The sequence below is a fragment of the Streptomyces luomodiensis genome, from assembly GCF_031679605.1.
GTDB classification, from domain to species: Bacteria; Actinomycetota; Actinomycetes; order Streptomycetales; family Streptomycetaceae; genus Streptomyces; species Streptomyces luomodiensis.
This window is the reverse complement of sequence record NZ_CP117522.1, coordinates 7,204,089-7,219,721: the sequence shown is the minus strand read 5'-3', so window position 1 is coordinate 7,219,721 and position 15,633 is coordinate 7,204,089. Positions and strand designations below refer to the sequence as shown.

The following is a 15,633-nucleotide window of genomic DNA, read 5'->3' as shown; positions in this document are numbered from 1 at the left end:
CGCTCCGGTACGGGACGGGCCGCCCCCGCCTCAGCCGTTCTCGCGAGCGGGCTCCAGCACCGCCACGCACTCCACGTGGTGGGTGACCGGGAAGAGGTCGAAGGCGCGCATCCGGCGCGGGACGTAGCCCGCCTCGCGGAAGTACTTCAGGTCGCGGGCGAGCGCCGCCGGGTCGCAGGCGACGTAGGCGATACGGCGGGCGCCCAGGGCGGCGAGCCGGGTGACCGTCTCCTTGCCCGCGCCCGCGCGGGGCGGGTCCAGGACGATCAGGTCGGCCTCGGTGATCCCGGTGCGGGGCAGCACCTGCTCGACCTTGCCGTGCTCGATGCGGACGCGCTCCAGGTCCTGGAGGTTGTGGCGGGCGTCCTCGACCGCGCGCTTGGCCGACTCGATGCCCAGGACCGCGCCGCGCTCCCCCACCCGCTCGGCGATCGCGCCCGCGAAGAGGCCGACGCCGCAGTACAGGTCGAGGGCCGTCTCGCCCTTGCGGGGCATCAGCCCTTGCATGACGGCCTCCACGAGGACGTCCGCCGCCTTGGGGTGGACCTGCCAGAAGCCGCCCTCGCCGACCCGCCAGGTGCGGCCCGCCGCGCGTTCGCGGACGAAGGGGCGGCCGTGGACGCGGTGCACCACAGGGGTCCGGTTACGGCCTCGGGTCTCGCCGACCCGCAGCACGGAGACCGGCCGGTCCAGCTCGACCAGCGGCAGCCGGCCGCCGGGGCGCGGGGTGAGGACGACCTGCCGGTCGGAGGAGCCGGTGGCGGCGATGGCCTCCACGGTGGCGATCTGCGGCCATTCGCGCTTCTCGACGCCGAGCTCACTGACGCCGGGGGCCGCGATCAGACAGTGGTCGACCGGCTCGACCTCGTGCGAGCGGTGCCGGCGCAGTCCGGGCCGGCCCTGCTCGTCCACCGCGTACTGCACTCGGGTGCGCCAGGCCGGGACCTCGCCGCGCGGCACCTTGTCGCCGGGCGCGGGCTCGACCGTGCCGTCCCAGCGGGCCTCCTCGGGGGTCAGTCCGGCCAGCCGGCTCAGCTGCTCGGTGATCACCTCGGCCTTCAGCCGGCGCTGGGCTCCGGGGGCGACGTGCTGCCAGTCGCAGCCGCCGCATTTGCCGGGGCCGGCGAACGGGCAGGGCGCCTCGACCCGGTCCTTGGCGGGATCCAGCACCCGCACCGCGTCGGCGCGCAGGAAGCGCGCGCCCTCCTCGCCCTCGGTGACCCGGGCGACGACCCGTTCACCGGGCAGTGTGTGCCGGACGAACAGCACCTGGCCGTCGGCGGTCCGGGCGATGCAGTGGCCGCCGTGCGCCACCGGGCCGACCTCGACCTCGTACTCCTCGCCGACCAGCGATGCCTTGGGTTCACTCTGCATGGCGGGTTCAGGCTCCAGAGGGGGTGAGGGGGCGCGACGGGACAGCGGTCCACCGGTCGGTGGGACAACAGCCCACCAGTCTACGTCGCGCCGGCCCGCACCCGGCACGCCGGACGGCCGGGGAGCAGGGGCAGGGGGCCGGGGAGGCTACGGTCCCGGAACCCGCGAGGTGACGCCCGGCTGCTCGCCCTTCGGCCCCTTCTCGCCCTTCTCCCGCTTGGCCGGGATCACCGGACCGCGCCGCACCGCGCCCGGCGCGTTCCACTCGGCCCGCTTGCGCGCCCGCTTCCGGGCCAGCTCGGAGGAGTCCAGCTGCCACGGCACGGAGGTCACCATGACGCCCGGGGTGAACAGCAGCCGGCCCTTGAGCCGCAGCGCGCTCTGGTTGTGCAGCAGGTGCTCGTACCAGTGGCCGACCACGTACTCGGGGATGAAGACGGAGACCACATCGCGCGGCCGCTCCCGGCGCAGGCTCTTGACGTAGTCGATGACCGGCCGGGTGATCTCGCGGTAGGGCGAGTCGAGGATCTTCAGCGGCACATCGATGCCGCGCTCGTGCCACACCGTCTGCAGCGCCTTGGTCTCGGCGGGGTCGACGTTGATGCTCAGCGCCTCCAGCCGGTGGGAGCGCATCAGCTTGGCGTAGGCCAGGGCGCGCAGCGTCGGCTTGTGGACCTTGGAGACCAGGACGATGGAGTGCACCCGGGAGGGGCGCACCTCCTCCTCGTCGAGCTGTTCGGTGGCGGCCGCGAGCTCCTCGGAGACGCCGTCGTAGTGGCGCCGGATGGCCGTCATGGTGACGTAGAAGATGACCATGCCGAGCAGGGCGACCCAGGCGCCGTGGGTGAACTTCGTCAGCAGCACCACGACCAGCACCAGGCCGGTGAAGAAGGCGCCGAAGGCGTTGATCGCGCGGGAGCGGACCATGCGGCGGCGGACGTTCGGGTCCCGCTCGGTCGCCAGGTGGCGGTTCCAGTGCCGCACCATGCCGGTCTGGCTGAGGGTGAAGGAGACGAAGACGCCGACGATGTAGAGCTGGATCAGCCGGGTGGAGTCGGCCCCGTAGAGGTAGACCAGGACGGCGGCGGCCGAGGCGAGCAGCACGATGCCGTTGGAGAAGGCGAGCCGGTCCCCCCGGGTGTGCAGCTGCCGGGGCAGATAGCGGTCCTGGGCGAGGATCGAGCCGAGCAGCGGGAAGCCGTTGTACGCGGTGTTGGCGGCCAGGAACAGCACCAGCGCGGTGGCCGCGGCCAGCACCACGAAGAGGAACGAGCCGTCGCCGAAGACGGCGGCCGCGACCTGCGAGATCACCGGGTTCTGGGTGTAGTCGGCGCCGAGCGGTGCCCCGTTCTTCAGCAGGTCGTGGGCGGGGTTCTCGGCCATCTTGACGTCGGTGGTCAGGGCGAGGGTGATGATGCCGACGAACATGGTCACGGCGAGCCCGCCCATCAACGCCAGCGTCGTCGCCGCGTTCCGGCTCTTGGGCTTGCGGAAGGCGGGCACACCATTGCTGATCGCCTCGACGCCGGTCAGGGCGGCGCAGCCGTCGGAGAACGCGCGCAGCAGCAGGAAGATCAGCGCGAAGCCGGCCAGACCGGTCTGCTCGGCGTGGACCTCGTAGCCCGCGGTGGGGGCCTTCATGTGGTCGCCCAGGACCAGCCCGCGGTAGGCGCCCCAGAGGATCATCACGAAGACGCCGCCGACGAAGACATAGGTGGGGATCGCGAAGAGCTTGCCCGACTCCCGTACGCCCCGCAGGTTCATCAGCGTCAGCAGCAGGATGATCCCGACCGCGCACAGGGTCTTGTTCTCGACGAAGAACGGGACGGCCGAGCCGAGGTTCTCCACCCCGGAGGAGATCGACACCGCGACCGTGAGGACGTAGTCGACCAGCAGGGCGCTGGCGACGGTCAGACCGGCCTTGGGGCCCAGGTTGGTGGTGGCGACCTCGTAGTCACCACCGCCGCTGGGGTAGGCGTGCACGTTCTGGCGGTAGGAGGCGACCACCGTGAACATCAGCACGATGATGGCGACCGTGATCCACGGGCTGAAGTGGTAGGCCGACGCACCCGCCACGGACAGGACGATCATCACCTGCCCCGGCGCGTACGCGACGGAGGACAGGGGGTCGGACGCGAAGACGGGGAGCGCGATGCGCTTGGGGAGGAGCGTCTCCCCCAGCTTGTCGCTACGCAGGGCCCGCCCGATCAGGATCCGTTTCGGGAGGTCGGTCAGTTTGGACACGCTGAGGATCGTAAGGGGTAGCCCGTGCCCCCGCCCACCCGCCCACCCTCGGAAAACTCAAGGGGCGGGAGAACGGCTTGGAAGCGACTCAGCTCGTCCTGTCCGGCCGCGGGCGAGAGGCCGCTGCTGGGTGGGGTCCTTGGCGACGCGGGGGTCGGCGCGCAGCTGTTCGAGCGGACGCCGGCCGCTCATCGCCCACGCCACCACTCTCCCAGGGGGCTCCACGGGCGTCGCCGGTCCCCGCTCTCGGAGCCGGACGGCCTCGCCGTGGAGGTCCCGGCCGGAGGGGCCGATGACAACGGGGGCACGGGGGCGGACGCGGGGACGGGGCCGGAGGCGGGCCCAGGGGCGGGCCCGGGGGTGGGCTTCGCCAGGACCGGGAAGCGTACCGGCAGGGAGGTCAGGGCCCGGTGGAAGGGGCCCGGCCGCCAGGTCAGCCGCTCGGCGGGCACGGCGAGTTCCAGGTCGGGGATGCGGTCGAGGAGCTTCTCGATGGCGACCGAGGCAATGGCCCGAGCGGTGCCGTCGGCCGGGCAGCGGTGTTCGCCCGCGCTCCAGGCCAGGTGGGCGCGGTTGCCGATACGGTCCGCCCCGGCCAGCTCGGGGTCGTTGTTGGCGGCCGCGTAACTGATGAGGACCGGATCCCCCATGCGCAGCCACGCGCCCCCGATCTCCACGTCGTACCGGGCGAACCGGGCGCCGAAGTTGGCCAGCGGCGGATCGGTCCACAGCACCTCGTCCAGGGCGTCCTGGACGGGCAGGCTGCCGCCGGACAGCTCGCCGGCGAACCGGTCGTCCGACAGCAGCAGCCGCAGCGCGTTGGCGATCAGGTTCATCTGGGCCTCGGTGCCGGCCGCCAGCAGCAGGGCGATCTGCTGCATCAGCTCCTCGTCGGACAGCTCGGAGGGGTGTGCGATCATCCAGGAGGTGACATCCGCGCCGGGCCGGTGGCGCTTGGCCTCGACGAGGTCCGCCAGGTAGCGCAGCATGTCGACGTTGGCCTGGGTGGTCTCGTCGCTGGTGGCGTCGAACATGATCGCCGTGACCCGGACCAGTTCGCTGCCCTGCTCGGGCGTGGAGCCGAAGAGCTGGTTGAACACCAGCAGCGGGATGATCGCGGCGTACTCGCCCAGCAGATCGGCCTCGCCGCGCTCCGCGAAGGAGTCGATGGCCGTCTCGGCACTGCGCTCCACGTACTCGCTCAGCGCGTGCGGATCTATACGGCTGAGGCTGTCGTTGATCGCGCCGCGGTAGCGGGCGTGCGCCGCGCCGTCGGAGAACAGGGCGTTGGGCCGGTACATCATGATGCCCAGCACCGGGCTGTCCTCGGGGATCCGGCCCTCACTGAGGGCGGCCCAGCTGCGCGGGTCCTTGGTGAACCGCTCGGTGTCCCGCAGGACGTCCAGCGCCAGGGAGTAGCCGGTGACCAGCCAGGCGTTCACGCCCGGGGCGAGTTCCACCGGGATGATCGGCCCCGCCGCGCGCATCCGCGCGTAGTGCCCGTGCGGGTCGGCGGCGAAGTCGGAGCCGTACATGGGCACCCGGGCGCCGCCGCCGAGGTAGCCGACGGCCGGGCCGCCGGTGTGCGCCGGGCAGCCCGGTGGCGGGACGGCTCCGGTGGCGGCCTCGGCGTTCGGGCGGTAGGTCACACTCTCTCCTGTGAGGTACGGGCCGGTCTTTCCGGTGAGGTACGGGTCTGCTTCTCCCGTGAGGTACGGACCGGCCTCTCCGGTGAGGTGCGGGCCGGTCGGGACGTGCCGATGGCCACGTGCCCGACGGCCAGGGTCCCCGCCGCCGCCCGCACCGTGGGAAGCGGATGGACCGCGCCGTCAGAGACGAGCGCGGAGCCCATCGAGCACCTCCTGGAGGAGCTGGGTGTCGGGGAGTTCGGCGGCGGGGATCGGGGACCGCGTGGAGACGTGCCCGCTGTCCACGAGGTCGCCGAGCAGCACCTTGGTGACGCTGACGGGCAGCTCCAGATGCCCGGCGACCTCGGCGACCGAAAGCGCGCCGCCCAGGCACAGCTCCATGACCCGCCGTTTCTCGGGGCTGAGTCCGGTGAGCGGCCGGTCGGGGTGGGCCATGACCAGGGTCACCAGGTCGAAGGTGTTGCGGGTCGGGTAGGCACGGCCGTCGGTCACCACATACGGCCGTACCAGTCCGCGTTCGCGCCGCCCTGGACTCATGAACTGCCGATTCCGTGGCGCGCGATGCCCTGCCGCGGCGGGCTGGTGAGCTCCTTGCCGAGCCGGTCGACCAGCTTCTGCATCCGGTAGCTGACCGCCTCCATGTCCACCGCCTCGGTGGCCGAGACCGCCAGGTACGAGCCGGGCCCGGCGGCGGTCAGGAAGACGTACCCGCCGACGAACTCGACCAGCGTCTGCTGCCAGGGCGTCTCCTGCGGATCGCAGAACTCGGAGGTGGAGCGGCTGATCGACTGGAGCCCGGAGAGTGCGGCGGCCTGGCGCTCGGCCTCGTCGCGGGCGATGCCCTCGGAGTGCGCCCGTAGCATCCCGTCCGCGGAGAGCAGGATCGCGTGCCGTGCCTCCGGCATCTTGACGACCTCGTCGAGCATCCAGCCGAGCTCGTTGGTGAGATGGTCGTTCATGCCTGGCGATTCCCTTCTTCGTGGTGAGGGGCGGAATCCTGGTTGGCGGCACGGCCGGAGCGGGTACCGCGGGCGAACGCGCCCATCCGCGCCGCGGTTTCCTCGGCCGAGCGCACGCGGTACGCGCCCGTGCCGGGTTCGGCGGCGCCGGTCCGCCCGGCTCCGGTGGACCAGTCGGCGGCCGGCGGGGCGGCGGCGGCCTGCCGACGGCGGCGCTTGGGCAGACCGCCCGCCGTGGAGCCGTACACGCGCGTGCCCTCGTCGTCCAAGGGCGCCCGGGGCGCCGGAGGCCGGGGCTGGGCCTGGGGCTGAGGCTGGGCCTGAGGCTGCGGCCGACCCTGGAACTGGGGCTGGGCCTGGGGCGGGGCGGCCGGCGCCTGTGTCCTGGGGGCGAAGGTGCGGCGGGACGGCAGGGTGCGCAGCGGCTCGGCGCCCTCGGCGTCCTCGGAGGCGTGGGCCGCGGCGCCCGGCTGTCTCCCGTCGGCGTCGAGGCGGGTGAGCAGCTCGGCCGGGAGGAACAGCACGGCGCGCACACCGCCGTACGGGGACCGGGTGTCCACCGAGACGGTGAAGCCGTACCGCGCGGCCAGCAGGCCCACGACGGGGAAGCCGAACTGCGGCGGGTCGCCGAGCCGGGAGACGTCCACGGCGCGGCTGCCGGAGAGGAGGGCGGCGGCCCGCTGGACCTCCAGGCCGTCCATGCCGACACCGGCGTCGTCGATCACGATGCAGGCCCCGTTGTGCACCGGCTGGAGGCTGACCTCCACGGTGGTGTTGGGCTGCGAGTGGCGGGCGGCGTTGTCCAGCAGCTCGGCGACCGCGAGCACGACGGGCTCCACGGCCCGGCTCACCACGGCGAGGTCGGTCAGGGTGTGCACCTGCACCCGCTGGTAGTCGCGGATACGCGACTTGGAGCCGCGGACCACGTCGGTGAGCGAGGAGGCCACCCGCTGACGGCCGGGCCAGGACCCGCAGAGCACCGCGATGGCCTGGGCACGCCGGCCGAACTGGGCGTTGGCGTGGTCGATCTCCAGCAGGTCCCGCAGCACATCGGGGTTGTCGTGCCGCTCCTGCATCTCGGAGATGAAGACCTGCTGTTCGTTCGCGAGTCCCTGGACGGCGCGCATGGACGACTTGAGCGCCGCCTTGGCGGAGGCCTCGGCCCGCGCCTGCGCCTTGTCCACCGCTCGGGTGAACTGTTCCGTGACGGCGTGCAGGCTCTGTGCGAAGGCCGTACCGGCCAGCTTCTCGTCCCGCAGGCCCGGCAGCGGGCCGGGCTGGCTCAGCGCGTCCCCGATCGCGGGCAGCCGTACGTCGACGAGGTGCCGCACCTCCTCGTCACGGGCCCGCACGCTGTCCTCGAGCGTGACGTTGCGTCTGCGAACGCCGGCGGTGATCTGCCGCTGGCGGATCAGGAGCACCAGGACGACGAGGAACGCGACGGCAAGACACCAGCTCACCGCCTCCGATATGTGATCAGTCATCAGGAACCTCGTGCAAAAGAACGCGGGCGCGGAAGGGATTAGTCAGTGCCCTGATGTCCCGTCCAAAAACGGAATACGGCGATCATCTTAACCATGTCGTGACCATGCGTCCGACGTCCGTCACACAGTTCGAACCTGCGGTACGGACCCGGCACTTGTCGTGTCGTTTCGGTGAAGGCCCTGGATGCCAGGCGAAGATGAAGGGGCGCGACCACGAATGGAGCGTCGCGGTCCGGGCCCACCGTAGTGGTCCGAGCCGGTCGCCGACAGCGTTTTCACTGCGCGTCCGCAAGCGGAAATGATCGTTACTTGATCAGCCTCGGTACGTCTGTGATCACTTCCGACCACACCCGCTCATCACCGCTCACGACTGATCACCCTTGATCACTATGGGAACTTTCCCGCTATGTCGCACGTCACCCCGTTCGTTCGGGACCCCGCGCGCGGGCCGCGCGGGCTCAGGAGCGGGCCACCGGTGCGGATACGGTGGGAACAGGTGCCGCGGCGGCCGACCCCCGTCGTCCCCGGGCACCGGCACCGGGGTCCCGCCCCGCTGTCGCCCCGTAAGTCCTGGAAGGAAGATGTGATCAGGGTGTTTGTGCAGGTCGGCACTGTCATCGGGAGTGCGGGGTAGGACGCATGCATATCGTGATCATGGGCTGTGGCCGGGTGGGCGCGGCGCTCGCCCAGACCCTGGAACAACAGGGGCACACGGTCGCGGTCGTCGACCAGGACCCCACCGCCTTCCGCCGCCTGGGCGCGGGCTTCGGCGGGCGCCGGGTGACCGGCGTCGGCTTCGACCAGGACACCCTGCGCGAGGCGGGCATCGAGGAGGCCGGGGCCTTCGCCGCGGTCAGCAGCGGCGACAACTCCAACATCATCGCGGCCCGGGTCGCCCGGGAGATGTTCGGTGTGGAGAACGTGGCGGCCCGCATCTACGACCCCCGCCGCGCCGAGGTCTACCAGCGCCTGGGCATCCCGACCGTGGCCACCGTCCGCTGGACCGCGGACCAGATGCTGCGGCGGCTGCTGCCGTCCGGCGCGGAGCCGCTGTGGCGGGACCCCAGCGGAGGGGTGCAGCTGGCCGAGGTGCACACCTCCCCCTCATGGGTGGGCCACAAGGTCAGCAGGCTCCAGGAGGAGACCGGAGTGCGGGTCGCGTTCCTCACCCGGCTCGGCGAGGCGATGCTGCCCACCTCCGAAACGGTGCTTCAGGAGGGCGACCTGGTGCATGTGATGATGCGCACCGACGAGGTGGAGACGGTCGAGGCGGCGTTCGAGAAGGGTCCCGAGGAGGTGACCCGGTGAGCGACGCACACCCGGCCACCGGGCCGCACCCGACGACGAAAGCCGCATCTCCGCGCCGTGCGGACGGCAGTCACATCAGCCGCCGGCGCGGCGGGGCGAACAAGGAGGCACCGTGAGGGTCGCCATTGCCGGTGCGGGCGCCGTGGGGCGCTCCATCGCGAGTGAGCTGCTGGAGAACGGGCACGAAGTGCTCCTGATCGACAAGGCGCCGACCGCCATCTCGGTGGAGCGGGTGCCGCAGGCCGAGTGGCTGCTGGCCGACGCCTGCGAGATCACCTCGCTGGACGAGGCGGCGCTGCAGCGCTGCAACGTGGTCATCGCGGCCACCGGCGACGACAAGGTCAACCTGGTCGTCTCGCTGCTCGCCAAGACCGAGTACGGGGTCCCCCGGGTGGTCGCCCGGGTCAACAACCCCAAGAACGAGTGGCTGTTCAACGAGGCGTGGGGCGTCGATGTCGCCGTCTCCACCCCACGTCTGATGTCGGCGCTGGTCGAGGAGGCGGTGAGCGTCGGCGATCTGGTGCGGCTGCTCCGCTTCAGCCACGGCGACGCCAATCTGGTGGAGCTGACGCTGCCGCCGGAGGCGGCACTGGTGGGCACACGGGTCGGCGATGTGGAGTGGCCGGAGGACACCACGCTGGTCACCATCATCCGCGGCACCCGTGTGCTGACCCCGAACAAGGACGATGTGCTGGAGGCCGGTGACGAGCTGCTGTTCGTCGCGGCCCAGGCGCGCGAGGAGCAGCTCGAGCAGCTCCTGTCCGTCCAGCGCCAGGACGCCGCCGGCTGACCGGTCTCCGGGCTTCCGGGCTCCCGGCGCGGCCGGGAGCCCGGGGCGGCGGTCCTCAGTGCCGGGGCGGCGGCTGCCGGTCGGCCGATTCGGTACGGGCCTCGGTCACGATCTGGTCGGTCCACTCCGAGAGCAGCGGCTCGGCGGCCTGCTCGGCGTCGGACGACGTCCGCTCCCGCTCCCGCTCGGCCTTCTCCGCCGCCTCCATCTCCGCGATGACGTCGATCGGCGGCGGGGCCTTGGCGAGGAAGATCCAGGTCAGATAGACGCAGAGCAGGAACGGCGGGATGCCGAGCGCGACCTTGACCCAGCCGAGCTGGGTGGCGTCCCCCCACCAGTAGAGCGGGAACAGCACCGCCGACTTGGCCAGCAGGATCAGTCCCCACGCCCAGGTGGACCGGGTGTAGGCGCGGAACCGGCCGGGGTTGCGGGTGCGCCAGGAGAGGTTCTCCTTCAGCATCGGCCCGAGCAGCACCCCGATCAGCGGGTAGCGGAAGATCGCGGAGAGGATGTAGGCGATCGCCAGGCCCAGGGTGTAGAGCATGCCCGGCAGATAGAAGTTCTTCGCGTCGCCGGACATCATCGCGAAGATCGCGCCGAACGCGACCCCGAAGACCCCGCTGAAGGCGTGCTTCAGCGTCTCCTTGCGCACCAGCCGGACGACCCCGAGCAGCACGGTGAGCCCGAGCGCGGCGATGGCGGCGAGGTGGATGTCGCGCTTGATCGTGTACAGCAGGACGAAGACCAGACCGGGGACGGTGGTGTCCACCATGCCCCGCACCCCGCCGAACGCCTCCAGGAGCGCGGTGTCCGCCGCCGCCCTGCTGTCGGCGGCGGTGCGGCGGTGCCCGGTCGGGGTCGTCTTGTCGTCTGACGTCACCGGCTACTCCTGTCCGAGCGGTCGGAGTTCGTACTTCGGATTGAACAGCACCCGGCGCCCATGGCTCATGGAGATCCGGCCCGAGGCGATCAGCTTGCGCCCGGGTTCTATGCCGATGATGGAGCGACGGCCCAGCCACACCACGTCCAGCGCGGCGGTGCCGTCGAAGAGCTCCGCCTCCAGCGCGGGGACTCCGGCCCGCGGCCTGAGCGTCACCGTGCGCAGCGTACCCGTCACCTTGACGATCTGGCGGTCACCGCAGTCGCCGATCTTGGTACAGCCCGCGGCCTCCGCGTCCTGCTGGAGCTCGGCCGAGTGCAGTTCCTCCTGGGAGCTCGACAGCCGGTCCAGCATCCGCCGGAACCGGCCGGCCGGCTTGTCACCCTTGTCGGCCCTGTCTCCCTTGTCAGCCCCGTCGGAGGGGTGGCGTACGGAACTCATACGGCCAGCGTACCGGTGAGCCCCCGGCGAAACGCCGTCCCCGCACTCATCGCTCGAACCGGTAGCCCATCCCCGGCTCGGTGATGAAGTGGCGCGGATGCGAGGGGTCGGCCTCGAGCTTGCGGCGCAGCTGCGCCATGTACACCCGCAGGTAGTTGCTCTCGGTGCCGTACGAGGGGCCCCAGACCTCCTGGAGCAGCTGCTTCTGGCTGACCAGCCGGCCCGGGTTGCGCACCAGGACCTCCAGCAGATGCCATTCGGTGGGGGTCAGCCGTACGTCAAGGCCGTCGCGATGGGCCTTCTTGGCCGCCAGGTCGACGGTGAACGCGTCGGTCCGCACCACCACCGAGTCGTCCGGCCGCCCGGCGGGCTCGGCGCGGCGGACGGCGGCACGCAGCCGGGCGAGCAGCTCGTCCATGCCGAACGGCTTGGTGACGTAGTCGTCCGCCCCGGCGTCGAGGGCCTCGACCTTCTCGTCGGAGGTCTGCCGGGCGGAGAGCACCAGGATCGGCACCCGGGTCCAGCCCCGCAGCCCCTTGATCACCTCCACCCCGTCCATATCGGGCAGGCCCAGGTCGAGCACGATCACATCGGGATGGCGGGCGGCGGCGAGCCGCAGGGCGGTGGCGCCGTCGGCGGCGGCGTCCACCTCGTACTTGCGCGCCTTCAGGTTGATCACGAGGGCGCGTACGATCTGCGGCTCGTCATCCACCACGAGCACCCGGTTCATCCGGCGGCCTGCCTTTCCGTTCTGTTGTGCTGCTGTGCCTGTCCGTTGTGCTGGTGTGCCCGGTGTTCCGGCGGCCCCGAGCGCGCTCATGAGACGGCCTGGGCCGGAAGGCCGGGGGCGGCCGGCGGGCGGCCGGGGGCGGCACGCAGCGTGAGCACCATCGTCATCCCGCCGCCCGGGGTGTCCTCGGCGGTCAGCCGGCCGCCCATGGCCTCGGCGAAGCCGCGGGCGACGGCGAGCCCGAGGCCGACCCCGGCGCCGCGCGGGGCGTCCCCGTACCGCTGGAACGGCTCGAAGATGCGGTCCTTTTCGCTGTCCGGCACGCCCGGCCCGCCGTCGGCGACGCGCAGCTCCACGCGGTCGCCGAGGGCGCTGGCGGACACCAGGACGGGGCGGTCCGGCGGGCTGTACTTCACCGCGTTCTCGACGATGTTGGCGACGCCGCGCTCCAGGAGCCCGGGGTCGACCGCGACCATCGGCAGCTGCTCGGGGATGTCGAGGGTGACATCGGCCTCCGGGACGCCGACGAGCGCCATCGGCACCACCTCGTCCAGGTCGATCTCCCGGATGAGCGGGGTGACGGTGCCGGTCTGGAGCCGGGACATGTCCAGCAGATTGCCCACCAGGTGGTCCAGCCGGTCGGCGCCGTCCTCGATGCCCGCCAGCAGCTCGGCCTCGTCCTCCGCCGACCAGGCGACGTCATCGGAGCGCAGGGAGCTGACGGCCGCCTTGATGGCCGCCAGCGGGGTGCGCAGATCGTGGCTGACGGCGGCCAGCAGCGCGGTGCGGATGCGGTTCCCCTCGGCCAGCTCACGGGCCTGCTCGGCCTCCTGGGCCAGCCGCTGCCGGTCGAGGACGACGGCGGCCTGGGCGGCGAAGGCGGCGAGCACCCGGCGGTCCTCGGCGGGCAGGACCCGGCCGGAGAGGGCGAGCGCCATATGGTCACCGACCGGCATGTCCACCTCCGCGTCCTCGGGCCGCTGCGGCGGCGGGGTGCCGCCGTGGCCGCCGACGCTGCCCGCGCAGGTCCAGGGGGCGACATCGCTCTCCCGCTCCAGCAGCGCCACCGTGTCCATCGCGAACGTCTCGCGGACCCGCTCGAGCAGCGCCTCCAGGCTGGTCTCGCCACGCAGCACGCTGCCCGCGAGGAAGGACAGTATCTCGGACTCGGCGCGCAGCCGGGCGGCCTGGTGGGTGCGGCGCGCGGCCAGGTCGACCACGGAGGCCACGGAGACGGCCACCGCCACGAAGATCGCTATGGCGACGATGTTGTCCGGGTCGGCGATGGTCAGGGTGTGGGTGGGCGGGGTGAAGTAGTAGTTGAGCAGCAGCGATCCGACGGCCGCCGAGCCGAGCGCGGGCACCATGCCGCCCAGCAGGGCCGCCAGCACATTGAGGAACAGGAAGAGCAGCACCTCGTTGGCGAAGCCGGGCCCGGCCTCGGAGGCGAGGGTGGCGCCGGTGCCGGTGAGCAGCAGCGTCAGCAGGACCGGCCCGGCCACCCCGACCGCCCAGCCGGCGATCAGCCGGGAGCGGCCGAGCCGGGCGCCGCGCGCGACCGGCAGCCCGCGGCCCTTGGCCACCTCCTCATGGGTGACGATGTGGACGTCCAGGTCGGGCCCGGAGTCACGGGCGACGGTGGCGCCCACACCGGGACCGAAGACGTACTGCCAGGTCTTGCGGCGGCTGGAGCCGAGCACGATCTGGGTCGCGTTGACCCCGCGGGCGAACTCCAGCAGCGCCCCCGGGATGTCCTCCCCTATGACGTGGTGGAAGGTGCCCCCGAGGTCCTCGACGAGGGTGCGCTGGACCGCCAGCTCCTTGGGCGAGGCCGAGGTCAGGCCGTCGCTGCGGGCGATGTAGACGGCGAGGATCTCGCTGCCGGAGCCCTTGGCGGCCATCCGGACGGCCCGGCGGATCAGCGTCCGCCCCTCCGGGCCGCCGGTCAGCCCGACGACGATGCGCTCCCGCGCCTGCCAGGTGGAGCGGATGGAGTGCTCGTCGCGGTACTGCTGGAGGTATTCGTCGACCCGGTCCGCGGTCCACAGCAGGGCCAGTTCGCGCAGCGCGGTCAGGTTCCCGGGCCGGAAGTAGTTCGACAGCGCGGCGTCGACCTTGTCGGGTGCGTAGATGTTGCCGTGCGCCATACGGCGGCGCAGCGCCTGGGGCGACATGTCGACCAGCTCGATCTGGTCGGCCCGGCGCACCACCTCGTCCGGAACGGTCTCCCGCTGGCGTACCCCCGTGATCGACTCCACCACGTCCCCCAGCGACTCCAGATGCTGGATGTTGACGGTGGAGACGACGTCGATGCCCGCCCGCAGCAGCTCCTCGACGTCCTGCCAGCGCTTGGCGTTGCGGGTGCCGGGGACGTTGGTGTGGGCGAGTTCGTCCACGAGCGCGACGGCGGGGCGGCGCGCCAGCACCGCGTCCACGTCCATCTCGGTGAAGGTGCTGCCCCGGTACTCCAGCTCCCGGCGGTCCACCTCCTCGAGCCCGTGCATCAGCACCTCGGTGCGCCGGCGGCCGTGGTGCTCCACGAAGCCGACCACGAGGTCCGTGCCCCGCTCGGCCCGCCGGTGCCCCTCGGACAGCATCGCGTACGTCTTGCCGACGCCCGGTGCCGCACCGAGGTAGATCCGCAACTTTCCGCGTCCCATGTGCCTAGTTTCCCTGTCGGCCGGCGCCTCAGCGCTGGGTGAGCTCCTGCGGAGCGACCCTCTGGAGCAAACCCCCGCCGCGGCCGGACCGGCCGTCCCTTGACGTCCCCCTTACGGCCGTCGGCGCCCTTTTGACGCGCCCTTGACGCCCGACGCCCCGTCCCTGGCGAGACCCCGTGCGACAAGCCGGTGGGCCGTACTCCGCGGAGAAGAGTACGGCCCACCGGTGGACGCTCACACCGGACCGGCCTGACGCCGTCGGCTCACCCGGACGCGAGCGCGCAGCCCGCCAAGGCGTCGAGACCGGAGGGGGCGGTCGAGCCCTGGCGGGAGAACGCGAGTTCGATGCGGTCGATGGTCGAGGCGCGCTTGTCCTTCAGCGGGCCCAGGATGGCGTTCCGTACGAAGTCCGGGCCGCCCTCGCCCGCGGAGGACGCCAGCCGCTTGCCGGCCTCGTCGATCTGCGTCCGGAGCAGCGCGATATCGCGGTCCACCTCGGCCTGTGCGGCGGCCGGCACGCCGCTGAGCCGAGAGGCGACGTCCGGGCAGCTGATCGTCTGGCCGGAGCCCGCCCCGGCCCCGCCGCCCTGCTCCGCGTCTGCGCCCTGCCCGGCTCCGCCGCCCGTTGCCGCCGCGCCGTCCGACAGGGTGCACTCGGCGAGCGCGTCGAGCCCCGTCGGCTTCTCGGCATGCCGTCCGATGGAGATCGCGATGCGGTCCAGGGTGGACTTCCGCTTGTCCGCCAGGGGCCCGAGGATGGCGTTCCGTACGAAGTCCGGGCCGCCCTCGCCCCGGCTGCTGCCGAGCCGCTCGTCGGCCTCCGCTAGCTGGGTGTCCAGGAGGGCGAGATTGCGGTCCACCTCGGCCCGGGACGCCGCCGGGATCTCGGGGAGGGAACCGGCGACGGCGGGGCAGCTGATGGCCGGGGCCGCCCCGGCCGGCGCATCGGCGCCGTCGCCGCCGCCCTGACCGGCCATGGCGGCTCCCACCACGACGGCCGCACAGGTGATGCCACCGATCGCGCCGGAGAGGAGGATTCTCCGGCGGTGCGGTAACGGAAGGCCACGCGACATCTGATCACTCACCTCGTCGAGGTCGGACAGCGGGTGTGACT

General features: G+C 72.2%; 13 protein-coding genes. 2 read left to right on the top strand and 11 right to left on the bottom strand.

What is annotated here, in order from left to right; translation table 11 throughout:
• Nucleotides 1-30 precede the first annotated feature (30 nt).
• The 6 genes from PS467_RS30500 to PS467_RS30475 all read right to left on the bottom strand — a co-directional run bounded on the left by PS467_RS30500 (nucleotide 31) and on the right by PS467_RS30475 (nucleotide 7,710).
• Nucleotides 31-1,374 (bottom strand): class I SAM-dependent RNA methyltransferase, encoded by a 1,344-nt coding sequence (locus PS467_RS30500; protein ID WP_311037891.1) that lies wholly within the window; start codon nucleotides 1,372-1,374, stop codon nucleotides 31-33.
• Nucleotides 1,375-1,521: 147 nt separating this feature from the next.
• Nucleotides 1,522-3,618, bottom strand: a complete 2,097-nt coding sequence (locus PS467_RS30495) for an APC family permease (protein WP_311037890.1) — start codon at nucleotides 3,616-3,618, stop codon at nucleotides 1,522-1,524.
• A gap of 188 nt (nucleotides 3,619-3,806) precedes the next feature.
• Entirely contained in the window at nucleotides 3,807-5,267 is a 1,461-nt protein-coding gene (locus tag PS467_RS30490; protein ID WP_311037889.1) for a cytochrome P450, read from the bottom strand.
• Between the two features lie 180 nt (nucleotides 5,268-5,447).
• Nucleotides 5,448-5,804 carry a DUF742 domain-containing protein gene (locus PS467_RS30485; protein ID WP_268974873.1) on the bottom strand — a complete coding sequence of 119 codons (357 nt, stop codon included), beginning with the start codon at nucleotides 5,802-5,804 and terminating at the stop codon, nucleotides 5,448-5,450.
• On the bottom strand, nucleotides 5,801-6,226 hold the full coding sequence (locus PS467_RS30480) for a roadblock/LC7 domain-containing protein (RefSeq protein WP_311037888.1): 426 nt from the start codon (nucleotides 6,224-6,226) through the stop codon (nucleotides 5,801-5,803). The genes PS467_RS30485 and PS467_RS30480 overlap by 4 nt, the downstream gene beginning before the upstream one ends.
• Nucleotides 6,223-7,710, bottom strand: a complete 1,488-nt coding sequence (locus PS467_RS30475; RefSeq protein WP_311037887.1) for an ATP-binding protein — start codon at nucleotides 7,708-7,710, stop codon at nucleotides 6,223-6,225. Before PS467_RS30475 ends, PS467_RS30480 begins: the two co-directional genes overlap by 4 nt.
• A 639-nt stretch (nucleotides 7,711-8,349) precedes the next feature.
• Here PS467_RS30475 and PS467_RS30470 point away from each other — a divergent pair.
• Together PS467_RS30470 and PS467_RS30465 are read left to right on the top strand one after the other, a co-directional pair.
• Nucleotides 8,350-9,018 carry a potassium channel family protein gene (locus tag PS467_RS30470; protein WP_268974870.1) on the top strand — a complete coding sequence of 223 codons (669 nt, stop codon included), beginning with the start codon at nucleotides 8,350-8,352 and terminating at the stop codon, nucleotides 9,016-9,018.
• Between the two features lie 112 nt (nucleotides 9,019-9,130).
• A complete protein-coding gene (locus PS467_RS30465; protein WP_030834322.1) occupies nucleotides 9,131-9,808 on the top strand; it encodes a potassium channel family protein in 678 nt (225 codons plus the stop codon).
• Between the two features lie 55 nt (nucleotides 9,809-9,863).
• Here the strand turns inward: PS467_RS30465 and PS467_RS30460 are convergent, their stop codons facing one another.
• The 5 genes from PS467_RS30460 to PS467_RS30440 all read right to left on the bottom strand — a co-directional run bounded on the left by PS467_RS30460 (nucleotide 9,864) and on the right by PS467_RS30440 (nucleotide 15,592).
• Nucleotides 9,864-10,688 (bottom strand): DUF3159 domain-containing protein, encoded by an 825-nt coding sequence (locus tag PS467_RS30460; RefSeq protein ID WP_311037886.1) that lies wholly within the window; start codon nucleotides 10,686-10,688, stop codon nucleotides 9,864-9,866.
• A 3-nt stretch (nucleotides 10,689-10,691) separates the two neighbouring features.
• A complete protein-coding gene (locus PS467_RS30455; protein WP_037962343.1) occupies nucleotides 10,692-11,042 on the bottom strand; it encodes an OB-fold nucleic acid binding domain-containing protein in 351 nt (116 codons plus the stop codon).
• A 133-nt stretch (nucleotides 11,043-11,175) separates the two neighbouring features.
• A complete protein-coding gene (locus PS467_RS30450) occupies nucleotides 11,176-11,859 on the bottom strand; it encodes a response regulator (protein ID WP_311037885.1) in 684 nt (227 codons plus the stop codon).
• A gap of 86 nt (nucleotides 11,860-11,945) precedes the next feature.
• Entirely contained in the window at nucleotides 11,946-14,519 is a 2,574-nt protein-coding gene (locus PS467_RS30445; protein WP_311037884.1) for an ATP-binding protein, read from the bottom strand.
• A gap of 263 nt (nucleotides 14,520-14,782) precedes the next feature.
• Nucleotides 14,783-15,592, bottom strand: coding sequence for a hypothetical protein (locus PS467_RS30440; RefSeq protein WP_311037883.1), 810 nt, complete (start codon nucleotides 15,590-15,592; stop codon nucleotides 14,783-14,785).
• Nucleotides 15,593-15,633 lie beyond the last annotated feature (41 nt).

What these genes read in the sequence shown, in the direction of transcription:
- PS467_RS30500 (WP_311037891.1), bottom strand. Translation starts at nt 1,374, where the DNA reads ATGCAGAGTGAACCCAAGGCATCGCTGGTCGGCGAGGAGTACGAGGTC.
- PS467_RS30485 (WP_268974873.1), bottom strand. Translation starts at nt 5,804, where the DNA reads ATGAGTCCAGGGCGGCGCGAACGCGGACTGGTACGGCCGTATGTGGTG.
- PS467_RS30480 (WP_311037888.1), bottom strand. Translation starts at nt 6,226, where the DNA reads ATGAACGACCATCTCACCAACGAGCTCGGCTGGATGCTCGACGAGGTC.
- PS467_RS30475 (WP_311037887.1), bottom strand. Translation starts at nt 7,710, where the DNA reads ATGACTGATCACATATCGGAGGCGGTGAGCTGGTGTCTTGCCGTCGCG.
- PS467_RS30470 (WP_268974870.1), top strand. Translation starts at nt 8,350, where the DNA reads ATGCATATCGTGATCATGGGCTGTGGCCGGGTGGGCGCGGCGCTCGCC.
- PS467_RS30455 (WP_037962343.1), bottom strand. Translation starts at nt 11,042, where the DNA reads ATGCTGGACCGGCTGTCGAGCTCCCAGGAGGAACTGCACTCGGCCGAG.
- PS467_RS30450 (WP_311037885.1), bottom strand. Translation starts at nt 11,859, where the DNA reads ATGAACCGGGTGCTCGTGGTGGATGACGAGCCGCAGATCGTACGCGCC.
- PS467_RS30445 (WP_311037884.1), bottom strand. Translation starts at nt 14,519, where the DNA reads ATGGGACGCGGAAAGTTGCGGATCTACCTCGGTGCGGCACCGGGCGTC.
- PS467_RS30440 (WP_311037883.1), bottom strand. Translation starts at nt 15,592, where the DNA reads ATGTCGCGTGGCCTTCCGTTACCGCACCGCCGGAGAATCCTCCTCTCC.